Raw genomic sequence first — 20,056 nt, forward strand, 5'->3', positions numbered from 1 at the left:
GGGACGCACGCAGCTGTTTATCTTGATTGCTTAATCGTGGAGATTGGTCATGTTGCAGGTTGCTTATCAATTAACTCGTGCAATAAATGAAAGGCTTGCCAGAAATACGCGCCCACATTGGTGTAAAGGGTTATTAAGTGGCTTGGCAATGTTGGCATCTGTAAGTGCCCATGCTGTTACCCCTTCTGATCAGGGGTTTAATTCGGAAACCCCGGGGTATTTAACGAATTCAGGGTACACCCTCGCTGGCGCTACCTATACTTTGGTGGCGCCCAATTCTGGTTCTGGTGCAGCGATGGCGCTTTTTTCGGAGCCCGGCGCTATAAGTATTACACCCAACAGTGCGGATAATGCCGTCATGTTTAACTACGATGGTGCTACGGTAGTCGGTGGTGCCCTTGATGCAAGAATTACGTCTGCCGATGGTTCTGAATTCAAAATCGTGTCAATGGAAATTGATACTGGTGCTGGCTTGGGTACCAGCCCAAACCTGACTGTGACAGGATACCGTGATGGTGTTTCCGTTGTATCAGACACAATTGACACCAATATATCCGATTCGTCCGGGTCAGTGACCTATACCAAAAATGGGGTGCCTGGAGGTGCTGGTGGCACTATCACCTTTAACAGCAGCTGGAATTATATTGATGAAATTCGTTTCACCGGTACCAATACAATTGTTGCCGTTGACGATCTGGATTTTGAGTCCGGTGTTCCGCCTGACACCACCCCACCTACCGTCACCAGTGTAAGTGTCCCTGCAAATTCAACCTACATCACAGGCAATACGCTGAGTTTTACCGTCAATACTAGCGAAAACGTGATTGTGAATCCGACAGGGGGCACCCCTCGTATCGCATTGACCATTGGCGCCACGACCAAATACGCAACATATTCATCCGGTTCTGGAAGTTCGGCGCTCGTGTTCAGCTACACGGTTGAAAGTGGTTTGCTTGATTCGGACGGTATTACTGTCGGTGCATTAGGTTTAAACGGCGGAACCTTAAAAGATGCCGCTAACAATGACATGACGCTTACGTTGAACTCTGTTGGTGCTACAACCGGTGTGCTTGTGGACAGCACTGCACCAACTGTTTCATCAGTCACGGCCAGTACCGCCAATGGCACTTACAAATTGGGTGATGTCATTAGCATCCAGGTTAATTTCAGTGAAACGGTTACTGTAAATACCGGCGGCGGCACTCCTCAATTAACGCTGGAGACCGGCGCAACAGACAGAACGATCAACTATGCAAGTGGCAGTGGCACCAGTTCGCTGACATTCAGCTATACCATACAAGCGGGTGATAACTCCGCTGACCTCGATTATGTGGCGACCAATTCCCTGGCATTGAACGGTGGAACTATTCGCGATGCAGCTGGCAATAACGCAACGCTGACATTGGCCTCACCCGGTGCTGCAAACTCGCTGGGAGCCAACAAGGCATTGGTAGTGGATGGTGTTGTGCCATCTGTGTCCAGTACTAGTCCGTCAGGTGGGGCTGTATCCACTGATACAAGTGTTGCTTTCACCGTAAACTTTAGCGAGTCGGTAAACAATATTTCTACCGATGATTTTGCTTTGGGAACAACCGGCACGGCGGCGGGAACAATTGCCAGTGTGTCTGCATCCTCAGGTTCAAGTGTGACCGTCACCGTCAGTGGTATTACTGGCAACGGTACTATCAAATTAAATCTGAATGCATCGACCAATATTGCTGATGCTGCCGGCAACTCCAGCCCTGCGGCTTACACCAGCGGTACTACGCACACGGTAGCCATTCCAACGGCACCGGGCGCTCCAACAATCGGTACCGCAACTGCCGGTGATGGTCAGGCAAGTATCACCTTTACAGCACCGGTTAATAATGGCGGTTCTGCAATCACCGGTTATACAGTGACTTCCAACCCTGGTGGTATCACCGCAGGTGGCAATGGTTTTACTACTTCGCCAATAAGCGTAACTGGCCTTACTAATGGCACTTCATACACGTTTACCGTAACGGCTACTAACGCAATAGGCACCAGTACAGCCTCCGGTGCATCCAACTCGGCTACGCCCAAAGGCAACCAGACCATCACCTTTACCAACCCCGGTTCGCAGAACTTTGGAACTACGCCAACCTTGACTGCCACTGCCAGCTCAAGTTTAACGGTCACTTTCAGTTCAGCGACAACCAGTGTTTGTACTATCACATCCGGTGGTACCTTGACTTTTGTAACAGCAGGCTCTTGTACCATTGATGCTGATCAGGGTGGAAATAGTGTCTGGAATGCGGCATCTACCGCATCCCAAACGTTTACTGTTGCTGCGATAGCACCCGGCGCGCCTACGATAGGTACAGCCACTGCTGGCAATACCAGTGCCACTGTGACGTTCACTGCACCTGTCAGTAATGGCGGTACCAGTATTACCGGTTATACCGTAACAGCGAATCCCGGCGGGCTCACAGGAACCGGTGCAGGGTCACCTATCACCGTATCGGGTTTAACCAATGGTGTTTCTTACACCTTCACTGTGACTGCGACCAACGCGGCACCGTTAACGGGGGCGGCTTCAGCGGCATCAAATGCGGTTATCCCGAAAGCATCGCAAACCATTACGTTTGCCAACCCCGGGTCACAAAATTTTGGCACTACACCGAATTTGGCAGTGTTGGGTGGAGGAGCGTCATCTACGTCCGGTTTGGCGGTAAGTTTTACCTCATCGACGACCGGTATTTGTACCGTTACGAGCGCGGGTGTACTGACCTTCATCAGTGCAGGTTCCTGTACCATCAATGCCAACCAGAGCGGGGATTCATCCTTCCTTGCTGCGCCCCAGGTTAGCCAGACATTCACGGTAGCTGCTGTTGTTCCCGCGGCACCCACCATCGGCACTGCGGTTGCGGGCGATACCCAGGCTAGCGTTGCTTTCACTCCACCAGCTAATACCGGTGGTACAGCAATTACCGGTTATACCGTGATTACCAGCCCGGCCGATGTGGGGCCGGTCAATGGTGCGTCCTCGCCCATTGTGGTGTCCGGTTTGACCAATGGCCAGCCTTACACTTTCACAGTAACGGCAGATAACTCTGTTGGTACTGGTCCAGCGTCCGGCGCCTCCAACCCGGTGACACCGGCGGCAACACAGACAATCACATTTGCCAATCCTGGTCCGCAAAACTTTGGTACTACTCCAACGTTTACCGCTACTTCGGATTCCGGCTTGACGCCAACCTTTACTTCATCCACTACCGGTGTTTGTACCATTACCAGTGGCGGGGCAGTGACTTTCGTGACTGCCGGTGCTTGTACCATCAATGTGGATCAGGCGGGAAATAGCAGCTATCTGCCGGCAACCCAGGTAAGCCGCACCTTTACCGTAAATGCAATAGTGCCAGGTGCGCCGACTATCGGTAGCGCGTCAGCCGGTAATGGCCAGGCAACGGTTACCTTTACTGCGCCTGCTTCTACCGGTGGTGCGGCTATTACCAGCTATACCGTAACCGCCAGCCCCGGTGGTGCAACTGCCAGTGGTACGGGTTCACCGATTACCATCACTGGTTTAACCAATGGCACCAGTTATACCTTTACCGTAAGGGCTACCAACGCTGTTGGTGCTGGCTCGCCATCGGCAGCATCCAACCCGGTGACTCCATCTGTACCGCCTAATAATGCGCCCGTGATTGCCCAGGGTTCTTCTACTTCTGTCACCATGAGTGAAGATGGTGATCCTACGCCATTCTCACTGGCCTTGAGTGCGTCTGATAGCGATGGTGACACCTTGGCCTGGTCTGTGAGTACTGCTGCACACGGAAATGTCAGCGTAGCGAATGGCAATGTGAGCTACACACCGGTTGCCAATTACAACGGTAGCGATAGCTTTATTGTCCAGGTGAGTGACGGTAGTGCCAGTGCCAGCATTACGGTAAATGTCACTATCAGGCCAGTGAACGATTTGCCGGTGATCAGTGGCACTGCACCTGCCAGCCTGAATCAGGATACCGCCTATAGCTTCACTCCGACTGCCAGTGATCTGGATGTTGGTGATGTGCTGACGTTCAGCATCACCAACAAACCAACATGGGCAAGCTTCAATACCGCTACTGGTGCCTTGACGGGCACTCCGGCCGGTACTGATGCGGGTAAAACCACTGGTATCGTGATCAGCGTTAGCGACGGCACCGCGAGTGTTGCGTTGCCAGCGTTTGATATCGAAGTGATTTCGACTGTTGATCCACTCCTGCCGATAGTAACTGCCCCGGCAACCCTGGATGTCAATGCAACCGCGTTGTTTACACCTATCACCTTGCGTCAGTTACTGGGTATTGGTTCAGGTGCAAGCCAAAGTGAAATCGATGCTTCATTGAAGGCGTTGGCGAAAGACGGTGTAACGGGTAACGATTGCTGTACCACCAGTGTTGAAGGGCTGACTGCAACTAACTCATTGCTCTTGCCACCGGGCCGCCATGAATTGAAATGGAAGGCTGTTAATGCCGTCGGTGTTACCGGTGAAGCCACGCAAATCGTCAATATCAATCCATTGGTATCCCTGAGCAAATCACAAATAGCGGTGCGTGGTAGCAATGTGGAATTCCGTGTGTTGCTGAATGGTCCTGCTCCCTCATACCCATTAAGCATTCCTTATGTGATCGATGCATCTACTACAGCAACGTCAGCGGAACATAATCTGGTGAGCGGTACAGCGACCTTTACCGGTGCAGGGCAAGTGGAAGTGGCTATTCCCGTAACGCTGGCGGCAGTGACCGGATTTAGCGATAGCCAGCTGGTTGTGGAATTGGGAAGTGGTATTAATGCGGGGGCGGCGAATCGCCACGTTATAGATATCCGTCAGGGTAATGTGCCACCAGTGGTGAGCTTGAGTGTGAGCCAGGGCGGAATCACCACTAACCTGATTACCCCAAGTGGTGGCCCGGTCACTCTTACGGCATCGGTCGTCGATCCGAATATAGATGATACGCACACCTTTGTGTGGATCGGAACCGGTTTGACTGGCGACGCAAATAGCACTGTTAGAACGCTGGATCCTTCCGGCCTGACAGGTAGCAAGCAAATCCAGGTTATCGTTACTGATTCCGGTGGTGCGATAGTTCAGGCATCCGCTTACTTCCGTATTGTCAGTGCATTGCCGGTGCTGGATGCAAATACCGATACCGATCAGGATGGAATCAGTGATGCGGTGGAAGGTACCAGCGACTCGGATGACAACGGTATCCCGGATTACCTGGATAACATGCCATCCTCAAATATCCTGCCGCAGCAAGGTAACACCACTAATGCCTACCTGATCGAATGTGACCCGGGAGTGCGTTGTGGCTTGGGGTTGTTTGCCCGTGGCGGTAATTCCGGTGGTGTGCAAATCCTCGATAATGAAGTGAGCACTCTGCCTGATTTGATCGTTGACCCTGCATTTGAGCCCGTGGGTGGTGTGTTTGACTTCGCTATCCGCGATTTACCGACGCCGGGCCAATCAGTGCGTGTGGTCATTCCACAACGTGCTGCAGTGCCAGCCAACGCGGTTTATCGCAAATTCCAACAAGGGCGCTGGGTGAGCTTTGTGACGGATGCTGACAATTCCATCCACTCGGCGGCGGGTAATCCTGGCTACTGTCCGCCACCGGGGTCGGCTGAGTGGACACCGGGCTTAACAGCGGGTCACCTGTGTGTCCAGTTGACCATTGAAGATGGTGGCCCTAACGATGATGACGGTCAGGTAAACTCGGCTGTAGTAGACCCCGGTGCGGTCAGTGGAGCCAAACCGGTTGAGCCTGAGCAACCAGAGCCACCGGAACCAAAGCCTCCGGTGGAAGTGAAATCGAAGGGTAGCGGTAGTGTTGGAGAGTTATGGATATTGCTATTGGGAGGTTTATTGATGATCAAACGTCACAGCACAAAATTACTGGCATTAGCGGTAACCCTGGTTGCTGCCAATAGCCAGGCAGAGACTGGTACTGGCAAGCTTTACCTGGGCGTTGAGGTTTATTCGGTAGAAGGCAGCCAGACGGAGGGTGATTTCACTGGCGCGCTGGCAGCAGAAGGCCATAAATTCACTGTCGAACGCTACGATGAAGACCGCACGGGCTATCAAATTGCTGCCGGTTACGACTGGAACAGTTTTACCTACACCCAAATTGGCTACCTGGATTTGGGCGATGTGAAAGTGGATCTACTGGTTGATGGCGATGCTGATCTGGTCGCTTTTGCACGCGATTTTGGTCGCGAATACCCAGTGACCGCCAAAGGCGTGAATTTGGTGCAAGGTTTGCGCTTCAGCCTGGGTGGCAGGGTAAATATTGCTGCAGATGCCGGTGTTTTCTTTTGGGAAGCTGAAACCAAAGTCAACGAGGTGCCATTTGTTCTGCCCGATGATTCCGGTGCTGATCCCGTCGCTGGTGTCAAACTGGAGCTTCCACTTAATGACCATGTAGGTTTGAGTGTCGGTTTACGCCGCATATACTTCGAAAAACAGGAAGTTGACCTTTACGCATTTGGCAGTAGTTTCCGCTTTTAATCGCCTCTGATTGGCGGGCCTGGCTTGGCGGGATTGTTTCCTTGTTGGATCAATCCCGCCAATGTCATTAAGGCGCGCTCAACCCGATTTCCCCACACGCATGCGCATGAAAGCCGGATAAATTGCCGGTACTTTTGGCTGGCCGAAAAAATGGGGCCGGGGGCAATGCTGATTCCCAGTTCCAGGGCCTTATGGGCCAACACAAACGTGTCGATTTCCCCCGGTAATTCCAGCCAGATGACAAAGCCACCCTCGGGGCGGGTAATCTTTGTGCCTTCGGGAAAATAATGAATGATGGCATCGGTCATACGCGTGACTGCCTGGCCGTAATCGCTGCGGGCCCGGCGAAGATGCCGTTCGTATTGGCCGTTTTCCAATAAATCGGCAACCGCTAATTGGGGAATTGTTGTTGTGGCCAGATTGAGTACATATTTCATGTACTCGACTTTATCCTGGTACGGGCCGGCGGCAATCCAGCCGACGCGCAAACCCGGCGACAGGGTTTTGGAAATCGAGCTGCAAAGGATGACATTTTCATCCAACCCTTTAAGTAGCGAAGGGCGCGCATGGCTAAAACTCAAATCCCCATAGATATCATCTTCAATTAACGGAATCCGACGTTCCTTGAGCATACCTACCAATTTCCTTTTGTTTTCTTCCGGCATGCAGCAGCCGAGCGGATTGCTGAAATTGGGGGTGACAACACACGCCTTAACCTGCCAGCGGCTCAGGGCCAATTCCAATGCTTCCAGTGACATACCCGAGCGCGGGTTGGTAGGAATTTCCAGCGCTTCAAGGCCCAGCGATTCAATGACCTGTAGCAATCCATAAAATGTGGGCGATTCGATAGCAACCACATCGCCGGGTGTTGTAACTGCGCGTAGTGCCAGGGTCAGCGCCTCCTGGCAACCATTGGTGATGACCAGATTATCCGGATGTACTGCGCAACCAGCGTCAGCAAGGCGTCTGCTGATTTGCCGGCGCAACTCTACCGCGCCGGGTGAAAACTCATAATTGCTGGTGCGTACGCGCTGGTTGCGGGCGGCCCGGGTCAACGCTTGTTCGATGGCACGGGTGGGCAGAAACTCCGGGGCAGGCACTGCCGCACCCAATTGCACAATCGCCGGGTTATTCGCGGCTTTGATCAGCTGGAGCACCATATCCTGCCCGGTAACCGGAGCAGGGCGCATCGTAGTTACAACAATGCGGGGTGGTTGTACCACCGTAGCGGGTTTGGATTTAACGTAAAAACCGGAGCGATTGCGTACCTCCAGTAATCCCCAATCTTCCAGTTGGCGATAGGCCGCAATCACCGTCGCAATACTCAAGCTGCGCAATTGTGCCTGGTGGCGCACCCCGGGCAACCTATCACCCGCCTGGAATCCGCCATTGTTGATGAGCGCCGCTAACTCATCGGCAAGTTTTCGATACAGAAGTTCTACTGTGTGTTCAGCCATAGGTACAGTTTCAGTGGGTTTTTATAGGTACAGGTTTATTTAGTTAAAACTGTACCGTATCAATTAATTAATTTTGAAACTGTAATGCATATAGATGAAAAAATACACTGGCCAACATTCGCAAACCGGACATTGTTTTTGGGGAAAAGAATCATGGGGCAACCGTTTTATCTGGTAGATGCATTTGTTAGTGGCTTATTCAGTGGCAACCCTGCCGGGGTGTGCCTTTTACGCGATGAAAAGTCAGCCACCTGGATGCAAAAAGTCGCCGCCGAAATGAATCAGGCCGAAACTGCCTTCCTCCTTAAACAAGGTCCAGACACCTGGGGATTGCGCTGGTTTACACCAACCACTGAAGTCAGCCTTTGCGGCCATGCAACACTCGCGGCTGCCCATGCGCTATGGCATGAAGCCGGTGAGAAAATCCCGGTATTGAAATTCCGTACCCGCAGCGGTCTGCTGGAAGCCGTGCGTGACGGGAGTAATATCCGCCTGGATTTCCCGGCAGACTCCCCTACAACTGTCAGAAAAGTTCCCGCAGCGCTGGTGCAACTATTGGGTGGGCAGCCCGCCTGGTTTGGCCGTGGTCGCGATGATCATTTGGTGGTATTGGAAACTGCTGGCCAAGTGCGCAATATCCGTGCGGATGATGAATTGATCAGTTCTTTCACCGAGCGCGGTTTGATTGTCACGGCACCAGCCGATGAACCTGGGCTGGATATCGTTTCGCGTTTCTTTGGTCCGCGCGTTGGTATTTCCGAGGATTCCGTCACCGGTTCAGCGCATTGCCTGCTCGCCGTTTATTGGGCGCAGCGTTTGGGCAAAGCGCGCTTGCAGGCATTCCAGGCATCGGCACGCACCGGTTTACTTACCATCGAATGGGCGGGTGAGCGCGTGTATCTCACCGGTAAAGCTCACACTATGCTCACAGGAGAATTCCATGGCTAATCCGGCAATTGCAAATTCACCGTCATTATCAACACAGGCCGCCCCGGTTTGTTGGCTCAACGGAAAACTGGTTGCACCAGAGCACGCCAGCGTTTCCGTGTTTGATCACGGGCTTTTATATGGGGATGGGGTATTTGAAGGGATTCGTTTTTACAACGGCACCGCTTTTCGTTTGCAGGCGCACCTGGAGCGTTTGTTACTATCCGCGCGCGCGATTGCCCTGGATATTCCCTACGCCATGGAAGCGCTTAAGCAAGCGGTTTTGGAAACAATTGCTGCTGCACCGGAGCAAAACGGCTATTTGCGTATGGTTGTTACGCGCGGTCCCGGTCCACTCGGCATAGATCCATCGCGTTGCCATTCGCCGCAAGTTTTTATCATCGCTGATCGTTTGCAACTGGTCAGTGAGCGGGTGAGAAGCGAGGGGGCAAAAGTGATTATTGCGGCTACGCGCCGTTTAGGTGCTGACGGTCTTGATCCCCGCATAAAAAGCTTGAATTATCTCAATCACATTCTTGCGCGCATGGAAGCCACCCATGCCGGAGCTGACGAAGCGATCCTGCTGAATAGTGCCGGCCGAATTGCCGAGGGCAGTGCGGATAATATTTTTATCGTGAAAAAAGATGAGTTGCTAACGCCGCCAGTAATTGAAGGTGCGCTCGATGGAATTACTCGCCAGGTGGTATTGGAACTCGCGGAAAACCTGGGTATTAAATTCCGCGAAACACCGCTCGCACCCTACGATTTATTCACTGCTGATGAATGTTTCCTGACCGGCACCGGCGCCGAATTAATTCCGGTAGGTCGCGCCGATGGCCGTGTAATCCCTCAATGCCCGGGGCCAATTTATCAACGCGTTTCCACTGCTTTTAAGGAATTGGTAAAACGCGAAAATTGATTTAATTAATAGCACCTGGTGTTGTTGATGTGCGAGGTTTTCGATAAATAAATCGCAAAACCTCAGCGCATAAATCACAGGTCCGGTGCAGCAAATAATTTTTTTAAACAATTTTTATACCCTGGCTTCAGGTACATTATTTTTTGCAATCTGGTGTTGGCTGAAAAATATCTTGTGGTCATGCGGCGGGCTTTCGTCAATTATTTAGCTTGTGCTATTTATCCAATTAAGATCTATCCCTTCTTAGAGACTCTACCAAGCAGTCCCATTGGAATTAAATTCACTACAGGACTAGCGGATTTTTGCCTGCCAATCGTCATAGCGCAAACTTTCCACACAACTATTACCAATAGGAACGGAGCGTCTGTTGATGCGCACGATACAACCCATTTTTTTACTACTGGCAATAATAGGGCTGAGCGCCTGTGACCGGCACTCTTCTCACTCCGGTGCAGATGCCAACACTGTGGTTAATACCGCGACTGATATTGTGACTAATGATATTGTGATTAATGATAGTACCCCGACCCCAACTGATATCACCCATTTCGATGCAGTAGTTGATGGCGATTCCCCATCCGCGTTCAAAACTATCAAAGCCGCGCTTGATGCAGCCCCAAGCGATGATGCAACTCGCTATCGCATTTTGATAAAAGCAGGCCGCTACAACGAGAAACTGAATATCGAACGCGCGAATATTGAGATAACAGGTGAGGGTGCCGGGAGCACAATTATTTATTTTGATGCCCATGCTGCCAATTCGCGCAGTTATCGTGCCGATAACTGGGGTACACCGGGTTCTGCAACGGTTTCAATTAATTCAGTGGATGTGTATCTCGCCGATCTGACGATTGAAAACACCTACGATTTTTTAACCAACGATGGCAAGCAAGCGCGCAACGACCCCGATGCAGTAGCCGATAGCCAAGCCGTAGCGCTGTTGCTGGATGCGCGTAGTGATCGCGTGAGTGTTAACCGCGTTACTTTGAACGGTTATCAAGACACCTTGTTTGTGCACGGTAATCGCGCCTATTTTTATCAAAGTACGATTAGTGGCAATGTGGATTTTATTTTCGGGCAAGGCACAGTTGTGTTTGAAAAGTCGACCATTATCAGCCGTCCGCGCAACAGTAATTTTGCCGAGGGCGAGATCCACAGTTTTATCACTGCCCCTTCAACGAATATTGCTCGTGCCCATGGTTTAACTTTTTTGGATTGCACGCTGACACGCGAGCAAGGTGTGCCCGATGGCAGTATTACGTTGGGACGTCCATGGCACCCGACTACTGATTTCCCTGATGGCCGTTACGCTGATCCGGATGCAATCGGCAAAGCCGTTTTTATCCGCACCTTTATGGATAGCCACATCAATGTGCAGGGTTGGTCGAGTATGCCGGGGACGGCGCGCGACGGGACCAAAAGCCGGATCTTTACACCGGAAGAGTCGCGTTTTTTTGAATACCAAAGTGCGGGGCCCGGCGCGGCAATTAATGCGCAACGGCCACAACTCACCGACGAACAAGCGGTTGACTATTCACTGGAAAAAATTTTCCTGGATTGGAATCCGCAGCGGCGCGTATCCCGCGTTAGGAATTGAGTGCGCGCCCGATGTAGTATCCACGCAATAATGAATCAATGAGCTGTATATGAAACTGACCAACTTAATAACAATTGTGCTTTCTATTAGCTGCCTTGCTTGCTGTTCTTCATTGCAATCGGGGCCACCGGCTTATGAAAATACCTACACCGTAGAAAATCGTTACGCCGGCGATGTGAAAAGTTTTCCTGAAATCCGGATTGCGAGCACATCTGTTCCGGGGGATGTAATTGAGAAAAAAAATATCACCTATGTTCGTTACGGCGCGCGCGAGTTGCAATTGGATTTATATATGCCGAAAAAATTAACGGAGGGTGCGGCGAACAAACTGGCGCCGGGTGTGATTCTGGTTCACTGCGGCGGTTGGCGTTCGGGCTATCGTACTCATCTCACGCCTATGGCGATTGAGCTGGCGAAAGCGGAATATGTTGCTGCGACAATTACTTATCGGTTAGCACCGGAAGCCCAATATCCAGCAGCGGTTTACGATGTGAAAGCCGCGATTCGCTGGTTGCGTAGCAATGCCGGCGAATTCGGCGTTGATCCTGCAAAAATCGCGGTGGGTGGCTCATCAGCAGGCGGGCAAATTGCCAGCCTGACGGGAATGACCAATGGTTTGCTGCGTTTTGATCCGCAAGCCAAAGAGAGCAAGGTGTCCAGCGATGTGCAACTGATCCTGAATATTGATGGTTTGTCTGATTTCACCTCAGCTGAAGCGCGTAAACATGAAGATGTACCGGGAGTAGGGCGCTCATCCGCTGGTGCCTGGTTTGGTGGCAGTTATGCCGAAAAACGCGATCTTTGGCACGATGCATCGCCGACTTATTATGTGGGTGAGGCCAGTCCACCGATCCTTTTCCTGAACAGTGCGCAAGAACGTTTCCATGTCGGGCGCGATGAAATGGTCAAAAAAATGGATATCTATGGTATCCCCACCAAAGTGGTGACCTTGCCCAATACGCCGCACACCTTCTGGTTATATGAGCCTTATATCAAACCCGCTGCTGCTGTAGTCGTGGAGTTTTTGAACGAACATTTTAAGCCCTGATATTGTCAGGGTTGGCAAAACCTTTCCCGCGCGCATCGGTTTGGTTGTTCCGCGCAGGTGATAGCACGGTCAATTTCAGTGTTGGTGCTATTCTTTCTTCCTCGACTGGCGGATTTTTCGCGGCCAATCGTCATGGTACAAAACCTCCTTGCCTCGACGCCGGGGGGTGTTTGACACTACAGAATCCAGAAGAATAATCATGACTAATAAAGAGAGCTTGGAGAGCGTCTACCTGTCGATACGAAACGGGTTGATGAGGGCTGTGTCGCGTTTGGTGCCGCCGAAAGAGATAGAAGACATAGTGCAGGAAACCTATGTGCGTATCTGCGCGGTTAATAAAACCGAGCAGATCCTGCATCCGCGTTCGTTTTTGTACCGCACGGCCCGTAATCTCGCGCTTGACCATCTCAAGCGAGCCGAGACCCGGACCAATGTGAGTATGGAGGGTGAGGACCTGGGGTTGGATATGGTCGAAGGTGACTTTGACCAGGTCTATAGCCAGGTGTCTGCCACTCGGGAATTCGAGCACTTTTGCGAGGCGGTGCGTCACTTGCCGCTGCAATGCCGGAAGGCGTTTGTATTGAAGAAAGTGTATGGCTACTCGCAAAAAGAGATAGCCGAAAATTTAAATATCAGTGAAAACACTGTCGAGAAGCATATCGCCACGGGCTTGCTTCGCTGCCGTCAGTTTATGAACCGGGCATCCGCCAACGAGGATTCGGGCTCAACCAAGAGTCGGGATGTAATGTGATGACGAATATTTATCAATTCCAGACTGATAACCAGATTTATGAGGACGCCAGCCTGTGGGTCACGCGCCTTGATCGCGGTTTATCGGATGAAGAAACAGAAGCGCTGCGTCAGTGGTTGTCGCTCAGCCCCAAACACAAAACGTGTTTGCTGGAAATGGCAACACTCTGGGATCGCATGGACAGCTTGTCGGTGCTCTCCGAATTATTTGATCCGCCAGCGGCGCAACCGCGTGCAACTGCGCCTGATGGCAAGCGTAATCTGGGGCGCGCAGTGTGGGCCGTTGCCGCATCGGCGTTGGTGCTGGTGTTAGGGTTTAATCTGCTCGTACCCGCCACATTTATGCAGGAATTGACTTCCAGGCAACCGCTGCAAGCCAACACCAGCACATCGAATACCTTGTACGAAACTGGAATCGGTGCGCACTCAACCATCAATTTACCTGATGGCACCAAGCTGCTGCTCAACACCAATACGCAAGTGTCGGTAACTTATAGCGATCACGAGCGATTGCTGGTGCTGAATAAAGGTGAGTTATTGGTTGAAGTTGCACATGACAAACAACGTCCGTTGCGTGTGCAAGTGGGTGATCGTGTCGTAGAAGCTGTCGGTACTGTATTTAATGTGTATTTAAAAGATGAGCTGGATTTCGATGTGATCGTCACTGAAGGCAAGGTGCATGTTAAACCCATGGCGGACAAAACCAATACCATTGCCAATGCTACAAGTGAGCCCGGTGTCATTCAGGTATTGGGGCAGGGCGAAAAATTAAGTGCGCGTGCCAGCGAACCTGTTGCAGTGGAAACTATTAACACTGCGGTTATCCATGATCGTTTGTCGTGGCGTGATGGCAATTTGGTATTTCGCGGTGAAACCTTACAGGACGCGCTTAACGAGCTGAGTCGCTATACGCCGGAAAGTTTTAAAGTCGTCGATCAACGTATTAGTCATGTACGTATCGCCGGTTTATACAAGGCAGGTGATGTTGATGGTTTATTAGTTGCTTTGAAAGAAAATTTTAATATCGACAGCTCGCGTTCAAGTGAAGGAGTGATCGAACTTTCCTTGCTGCAATAAATTTTTAGTTGCCGGTTTATAAAAATTTTAATCCATTATCAAAAAAGTTTTTCGCGGTATGGAGGAAAAGAAAAACTAAATCGTCTTTAGTACAGCGGTGAATAACCGCGCCGGAGAACGTTGAATTGAATAAAAAGAATATTGTGATGGTTGTTTTGCTCACTGCCAGCGCTTATCAAGTGCAAGCTGAGAACACCAATCTTGCGCAATTAGTTCCGTTCAATATCTCTGAAAATAAAGCTGACATTGCGCTCACAGAATTTGCGCAGCAATCGAATCTCACCATTATCGTTCCGTACGATAAAGTGGTTTCGGTGAGAACACGCGAATTGGTGGGAACTTATTCGGTAGTCGACGGAGCAATAACCCTGCTTGAGGGTTCCGGTCTCTACCTTGCAGTTAACAACAATGGCCAGCTTTCTATACGTACTAATAACGATTTAGAGGGGAAGCATTCCATGCTGCACAAAAATAAATTATCAACTGCTGTTGTACTCGCCATATCTTCACTCGCTGCAGCACAATCTATAGCTCAGGATTCACAAGCAAATGATGTGGAAGAGCTTATCGTAACCGGATTTCGTGGCTCATTGCTGAAAAGCCTTGACCAAAAACGTAGCGCCGTAAACGCCAAAGAATCCATTATGGCGGAAGACATTGGCAAATTTCCCGACCTCAATATTGCAGAATCTATCCAGCGTGTTCCCGGTGTTACGATTTCACGTGAAGGCGGTGAAGGGCGCAATATCACTCTGCGTGGTTTTAGTCCGTCATTTACCCGCACCACGCTCAACGGTATGGAAGTTCCTGCGGGCAGCGATGGTTTGGACTCGGGTGGCGTAACTATCAATGCAAGCCGCGCGTTTGATTTCCACGTATTTGCCTCTGAATTGTTTAATCGTGTTGATATCCAGAAATCCACCACTGCTTCGATGGAAGAGGGTGGTATTGCCGGCACAGTAGATTTGTATTCTGCCAAGCCATTTGATTTTGATGGTTTTAAAGTGGCTGCATCGCTGCAAAATGGTTACAACGACCTGAGCGAAAAAAATGATCCGCGCCTCGCATTCATGATGAGCAATACGTTTGCAGATGACACACTCGGTGCATTGGTTTCTGTTGCTTATTCAGACCGTACTGTGCGTCAGGAAGGTTTTGGTACTGTGCGTTGGACTACTCCGGTTGCCACCAACAATATTTATCCGGCCAGCGCGAATCCAGTGATTAACGGCAATATTGCTGAAGATGATTGCCAACTTAATGGCAGTGAAGTTGCTGCGATTAACTGCCTGTGGGCTCCACGTTTACCGCGCGCTGATTATTTTGGTAATGATCAGGAACGTCTGGGTGTTACTGGTTCGTTCCAATATCGTCCATCGGATAATACAAAAGTTACGCTCGATATTTTGCACTCCGAACTCAACAACAATCGCGTAAATTACAATTCAATGGAGTGGTTCTTAACCCACAATGAAATTACGCCGTTGAAAATTACGGTGCATCCTGATGGCAAGCGCATCATGGCGGGTACTTACGACGATGTGGAATCATGGATTGAAAGCCGTGATCAAACATCGGAATCCATTTTTGACCAGTACGTTTTGTCGGGCGAATTTAATCTCACTGATGACCTTACCTTGAATGCGATGGTGGGTAAGGCAACAAACGAAGCTGACCGGGAAGAAGTTCGTTTCTATTACATTTCCAAATCGCACCAATACTCGTTCGATTTCTCCGACAACATGGATATTCCAAAAGTATCCTGGGGGGCTGGCTACGATTATTATGATCCGGAAAATTATCAAGTCACTACCTCAAACAATCGCTCCAACTTTGTTAAAAAGGATAACCTGACTTCAAAAGTTGATTTGACATTCACCCAGGATCGTTACTCGATTGAAACCGGTATTGCTTACAATGATCGCAAAGTAGAATCCCGTGAAGGTAATGGTAGTTATCCATCTGCATTCCCGGCGGTGGGTTACACCAAAAATTTACCGGTATCCAATTTCGGCAAAGGTTTGGATGGTGATTTGATTCCCTTCCTTGTTGCTGACTTTGATGCGATTTATCGCGATAACCGCATCTCCAAAGATTACACCGATAACCAGAGTGCGGCCTGGATCGTAGGTGAAGAAACACTTGCTGCATTCGTTGAATTGAATAACGAATTTGATGTTGGCACCATGTTGCTTAAAACCAACTTCGGTGTGCGTGCAGTGAATACCGATGTAAGCTCACAAGCCTGGATTAATGGCAGTGCAGTTGAATTGGATCGCAGTTACAAAAACTTTTTGCCATCGATGAATTTTTCGTTGGATGTTACCGATGAAGTGGTGACCCGTCTTTCTTACGGTAAAACCATGACCCGTCCTGATCTGGGTTCATTAAATATCGCCGCGCCGAGTTTTGGATATACCACACGCACGGTGAGTAACCTTGGTAACCCGGGGCTGAATCCGTTTGAATCCAATGATATCGATTTGAGTGCTGAGTGGTATTTTGCCGATGAAAGTTTGCTTGCGGTAAATTACTTTTTCAAAAATGTAACTACCTCGTTAAAAACCGACATCGTTGAGAAGCTGATTGATTCCGAATATTACGACGCAATTTTGTCTGATCCGCAATACGACGAAGCTTACAATGCTGATCCTCGCACTGTGCCTTACACACACTATATTCCGGTGAATGACAACGCTGGTTATGATGTAAAAGGTTACGAGCTTATTTACCAACAAACCTTTAGCTTCCTGCCAGGTTTCCTGTCCAATCTCGGTGTGGTGTCAAACTATACTCACGTGAATGCGGGCGATATGTTGGGTGTATCTGAAAATTCATACAACATGACCGTGTTCTATGAAGTAGACAATTACGGCGTGCGCGTATCAGCGAACAATCGCGATGATTATTTGCTGAGCAAGCCAAGCGATAACGGTCATGCAGCGGAAATGAAATACGGTCCAACGCATTTTGATTTGTCTTCGTTTTATCACTTTAACGATAACCTGACGTTCACGTTTGAGGCGATCAACCTCACTGATGAAGTTGAACGTATCTACGGCACCGGCGACGGCACCATGGATATGACCAGGGAGATCAACCATACAGGTAGACAATTTTTAGTAGGAGTCCGTTATTCCCTTTAACGAGGGAAGCAATGGATTGCTGCAAAACCATTATCGTTGATGATGGCGTTATTTCCCATGAAACACTATTGAGGCGCATTTAGCCGGAGGAGGTCGCATGACCTCCTTTTTTTATTTAAACTACAGGAATTCGGGCAAGTCCAAAAAATACCACTACACTGTGACATAGCCCAACATAACCGTAACAATAAACACGCCACAACAATAAATTACATTGCTTTTTCTAACCATAAGTGAACTGATGTTTCCATTTTTCCGGATAATTTTCTGGTGAAGGTAACCGTATGGTGACCTCTCTCTTGCGCGCGCTGAGGTTTTTTCTGGCTGTGTTAAGCCAGGCTGTACTGCTGTTATATGCAGGAGCGGCGTACTCATCTTCTGTTAATTTAGCCCCCGGTTTGGAAATCGATTTGCCCAGTGCACTCTCGCTTGATGTCATCACGGCGGAAGATCAACCAGAACCGGCAAATAAACGAAAAGGTACAACGATTGGCAGCCCCATAATCGCTGGCAAAATAAATGGTGAACCTGCTTACTTTATCGCCGCCTCCAAAGTAAAAAATTGGGAGAAAAACAGCATCCTGTGGAAGCGTCTGGAAAATGGTATTAGCGACCGGAGCAAGCCAGGTGAGTTTCTCATCCGCCAACGCGGAAATTTCACTACCCTCACCAATGAAGTGGTTTGGTTTCGTGTTTATGAATTCGAGGCGGATAACCAAAAACATCGACAGGTTTATTTCCTCCTCAACCAGCAGCGAACCAGCTACTGGATCACGCTGACCATGGTGAAAGACGGCGACATCAATCTCGCCATCCCCATCGCCAAAGCATTGCTAAGTCGCGCCCGCGTTATTGAATAATTAGCTCAATAATAAGTTGAATAATAAGCAAGTACTTGAATTTCCCCCGTGCAATCCCGTAGTCTTGACGACTATTTTATCGACTTGGCTGCCAGGTTCGATGCGTTCCTCAACGCGACTTTCGAGCCATTTACCGGGAATTCACCTAATGTCTGCTGTAAAAGAAATCGTTTTAACCTTCAGTTGCCAGGATTCAAAAGGCTTGGTAGCTGCCGTTGCGACACTGTTTGCAACGCTGGGATTCAACATTAAAGAATCTTCCCAATTTGAAGATGTAACCAGTAACCGCTTTTTTATGCGCACTGTTTTCGAATGCCCAAATGGCTATAACATCGGGCAGATTCGTTCGTTGTTTAAACCGCTGGGTGAACAGTACCAGATGGACTGGAATATTTTTGACAGCGCCAGTAAACCGCGCGTGTTGATCGCTGTTTCCCAGTGGGGCCATTGTTTGAATGCATTGTTGAACAGCTGGAAAAACGGTTCGTTACCGATTGACATTGTCGGTATCGTTTCCAATCACAATGTCATGCGCGATTTAACCGAATGGTACCAATTGCCCTTCCATTATCTGCCTATCACTGCTGATACCAAACCGCAGCAGGAAGCACAGTTATGGCAGCTGATGCAGGATTTGCAGGCCGACTTTTTAGTCCTTGCACGTTATATGCAAATCCTGTCCGATGATTTATGCGGTAAATTAAATGGCCGCGCGATTAATATCCATCATTCATTCTTGCCGGGGTTTAAAGGTGCAAAGCCTTATCACCAGGCATTTGATCGCGGTGTAAAGCTGATTGGCGCAACAGCGCATTTTGTAACGGCAGACCTGGATGAAGGCCCAATTATCGAACAATCCGTTGAGCGCGTTTCCCATGTCAATTCTCCGGATGAAATGGCGGAAATCGGCCGCGATATAGAAGCCGTGGTATTGAACCGCGCCGTGCGTTGGCATGCAGAGCACCGCGTGCTGTTGAATGGAACCAAAACGGTTGTGTTCTCGCGTTAATCCATTAACTTAAATAAAAAGGCAACTGCACACAATCATTGTTGCAGCTGCCTTTTTTGTTGTTAATTTCTGCTATTTTTGGCTTCTGTTATTTGTATTCCTGTTGTTTTGCTTGTTCTAATTGGTCGATATTACCTTGCATAATGTCGGGAATATATCGTGTTATTTTTTCAATTGGCCAATGCCACCACGCAATTTCCTGCAAGCGCCGGATATCTTCATCGGAATAACGCATTCGCACAATACGTGCAGGATTGCCTGCAACAATTGCATAGGCGGGAACATCTTTTGTTACTACCGAATGTGCGGCAATCACCGCACCATTGCCGATGTTGATGCCCGGCATTATCAGTGCGCTTTTACCAAACCACACATCATTGCCAACATGGGTATCGCCCTTGTTGGGCACCTGAAAATTTTCCATACCCAGGCGCGTCCACTCGCCGCCAAATAAATCGAAGGGAAATGTGCTAACACCATGCAGTGGATGAATCGCACCATTCATAATAAATTGGGTTCCATTGGCGATTTGGCAAAAACGCCCGATCACCAATTTATCACCACAATGCGGGTAGTGATACAACACATTTTTTTCCTGGAACTGATCAACAGCATCGCCGTGGTAATAGGTGAAGTCACCAATACAAATCATCGCATTGTTCACCAGGTTTTTCAGGAAGCCAATTGAGTTACCCGCAAACTCGCATGGGTAAGGTGCATTTGGATCAGGATGTAAAGAAGGTATCTGCATA

12 protein-coding genes are annotated in these 20,056 nt (G+C 49.5%); 10 read left to right on the forward strand and 2 right to left on the reverse strand.

Annotated elements, in window-relative coordinates:
* Window positions 1-49: 49 nt before the first annotated feature.
* Entirely contained in the window at window positions 50-6,514 is a 6,465-nt protein-coding gene (locus A596_RS06190; RefSeq protein ID WP_052417289.1) for a fibronectin type III domain-containing protein, read from the forward strand.
* Here the strand turns inward: A596_RS06190 and A596_RS06195 are convergent.
* Window positions 6,511-7,971, reverse strand: a complete 1,461-nt coding sequence (locus tag A596_RS06195; RefSeq protein WP_052417290.1) for an aminotransferase-like domain-containing protein — start codon at window positions 7,969-7,971, stop codon at window positions 6,511-6,513. The two genes, A596_RS06190 and A596_RS06195, sit on opposite strands and share 4 nt — an antisense overlap.
* A gap of 153 nt (window positions 7,972-8,124) precedes the next feature.
* Here A596_RS06195 and A596_RS06200 point away from each other — a divergent pair, with 153 nt between their 5' ends.
* The 9 genes from A596_RS06200 (at window position 8,125) to purU (ending at window position 19,304) form a co-directional block, all read left to right on the forward strand.
* On the forward strand, window positions 8,125-8,919 hold the full coding sequence (locus A596_RS06200) for a PhzF family phenazine biosynthesis protein (protein ID WP_039913282.1): 795 nt from the start codon (window positions 8,125-8,127) through the stop codon (window positions 8,917-8,919).
* Window positions 8,912-9,817 carry a branched-chain-amino-acid transaminase gene (gene ilvE / locus A596_RS06205; RefSeq protein WP_052417291.1) on the forward strand — a complete coding sequence of 302 codons (906 nt, stop codon included), beginning with the start codon at window positions 8,912-8,914 and terminating at the stop codon, window positions 9,815-9,817. Before A596_RS06200 ends, ilvE begins: the two co-directional genes overlap by 8 nt.
* A 370-nt stretch (window positions 9,818-10,187) precedes the next feature.
* Window positions 10,188-11,414: a pectinesterase family protein gene (locus A596_RS06210; RefSeq protein WP_052417292.1), complete on the forward strand. Its 1,227-nt coding sequence runs from the start codon at window positions 10,188-10,190 to the stop codon at window positions 11,412-11,414.
* Window positions 11,415-11,463: 49 nt separating this feature from the next.
* The gene (locus A596_RS06215; RefSeq protein ID WP_039913283.1) at window positions 11,464-12,462 is read left to right on the forward strand and encodes an alpha/beta hydrolase; all 999 of its coding nucleotides are present in this window, start codon (window positions 11,464-11,466) and stop codon (window positions 12,460-12,462) included.
* Between the two features lie 199 nt (window positions 12,463-12,661).
* Window positions 12,662-13,213, forward strand: a complete 552-nt coding sequence (locus A596_RS06220; protein ID WP_039913284.1) for an RNA polymerase sigma factor — start codon at window positions 12,662-12,664, stop codon at window positions 13,211-13,213.
* Window positions 13,213-14,289 (forward strand): FecR family protein, encoded by a 1,077-nt coding sequence (locus A596_RS06225; RefSeq protein ID WP_039913285.1) that lies wholly within the window; start codon window positions 13,213-13,215, stop codon window positions 14,287-14,289. Before A596_RS06220 ends, A596_RS06225 begins: the two co-directional genes overlap by 1 nt.
* Window positions 14,290-14,414: 125 nt before the next feature.
* Entirely contained in the window at window positions 14,415-17,435 is a 3,021-nt protein-coding gene (locus tag A596_RS06230; RefSeq protein ID WP_200882879.1) for a TonB-dependent receptor, read from the forward strand.
* A 284-nt stretch (window positions 17,436-17,719) separates the two neighbouring features.
* Window positions 17,720-18,295 (forward strand): hypothetical protein, encoded by a 576-nt coding sequence (locus A596_RS06235; RefSeq protein ID WP_039913287.1) that lies wholly within the window; start codon window positions 17,720-17,722, stop codon window positions 18,293-18,295.
* A gap of 148 nt (window positions 18,296-18,443) precedes the next feature.
* Window positions 18,444-19,304 carry a formyltetrahydrofolate deformylase gene (gene purU, locus A596_RS06240; RefSeq protein WP_039913288.1) on the forward strand — a complete coding sequence of 287 codons (861 nt, stop codon included), beginning with the start codon at window positions 18,444-18,446 and terminating at the stop codon, window positions 19,302-19,304.
* A gap of 88 nt (window positions 19,305-19,392) precedes the next feature.
* Here the strand turns inward: purU and A596_RS06245 are convergent, their stop codons facing one another.
* The gene (locus A596_RS06245) at window positions 19,393-20,055 is read right to left on the reverse strand and encodes a CatB-related O-acetyltransferase (protein WP_412130149.1); all 663 of its coding nucleotides are present in this window, start codon (window positions 20,053-20,055) and stop codon (window positions 19,393-19,395) included.
* Between the last annotated feature and the right edge of the window lies 1 nt (window position 20,056).

It is taken from the genome of Cellvibrio mixtus subsp. mixtus J3-8 (assembly GCF_000766945.1).
Classification (GTDB): domain Bacteria; phylum Pseudomonadota; class Gammaproteobacteria; order Pseudomonadales; family Cellvibrionaceae; genus Cellvibrio; species Cellvibrio mixtus_A.

What these genes read in the sequence shown, in the direction of transcription:
- A596_RS06190 (WP_052417289.1), top strand. Translation starts at nt 50, where the DNA reads ATGTTGCAGGTTGCTTATCAATTAACTCGTGCAATAAATGAAAGGCTT.
- A596_RS06225 (WP_039913285.1), top strand. Translation starts at nt 13,213, where the DNA reads ATGACGAATATTTATCAATTCCAGACTGATAACCAGATTTATGAGGAC.
- A596_RS06220 (WP_039913284.1), top strand. Translation starts at nt 12,662, where the DNA reads ATGACTAATAAAGAGAGCTTGGAGAGCGTCTACCTGTCGATACGAAAC.
- A596_RS06210 (WP_052417292.1), top strand. Translation starts at nt 10,188, where the DNA reads ATGCGCACGATACAACCCATTTTTTTACTACTGGCAATAATAGGGCTG.
- A596_RS06215 (WP_039913283.1), top strand. Translation starts at nt 11,464, where the DNA reads ATGAAACTGACCAACTTAATAACAATTGTGCTTTCTATTAGCTGCCTT.
- ilvE (WP_052417291.1), top strand. Translation starts at nt 8,912, where the DNA reads ATGGCTAATCCGGCAATTGCAAATTCACCGTCATTATCAACACAGGCC.
- A596_RS06200 (WP_039913282.1), top strand. Translation starts at nt 8,125, where the DNA reads ATGGGGCAACCGTTTTATCTGGTAGATGCATTTGTTAGTGGCTTATTC.
- A596_RS06245 (WP_412130149.1), bottom strand. Translation starts at nt 20,055, where the DNA reads ATGCAGATACCTTCTTTACATCCTGATCCAAATGCACCTTACCCATGC.
- purU (WP_039913288.1), top strand. Translation starts at nt 18,444, where the DNA reads ATGTCTGCTGTAAAAGAAATCGTTTTAACCTTCAGTTGCCAGGATTCA.
- A596_RS06195 (WP_052417290.1), bottom strand. Translation starts at nt 7,971, where the DNA reads ATGGCTGAACACACAGTAGAACTTCTGTATCGAAAACTTGCCGATGAG.
- A596_RS06235 (WP_039913287.1), top strand. Translation starts at nt 17,720, where the DNA reads ATGGTGACCTCTCTCTTGCGCGCGCTGAGGTTTTTTCTGGCTGTGTTA.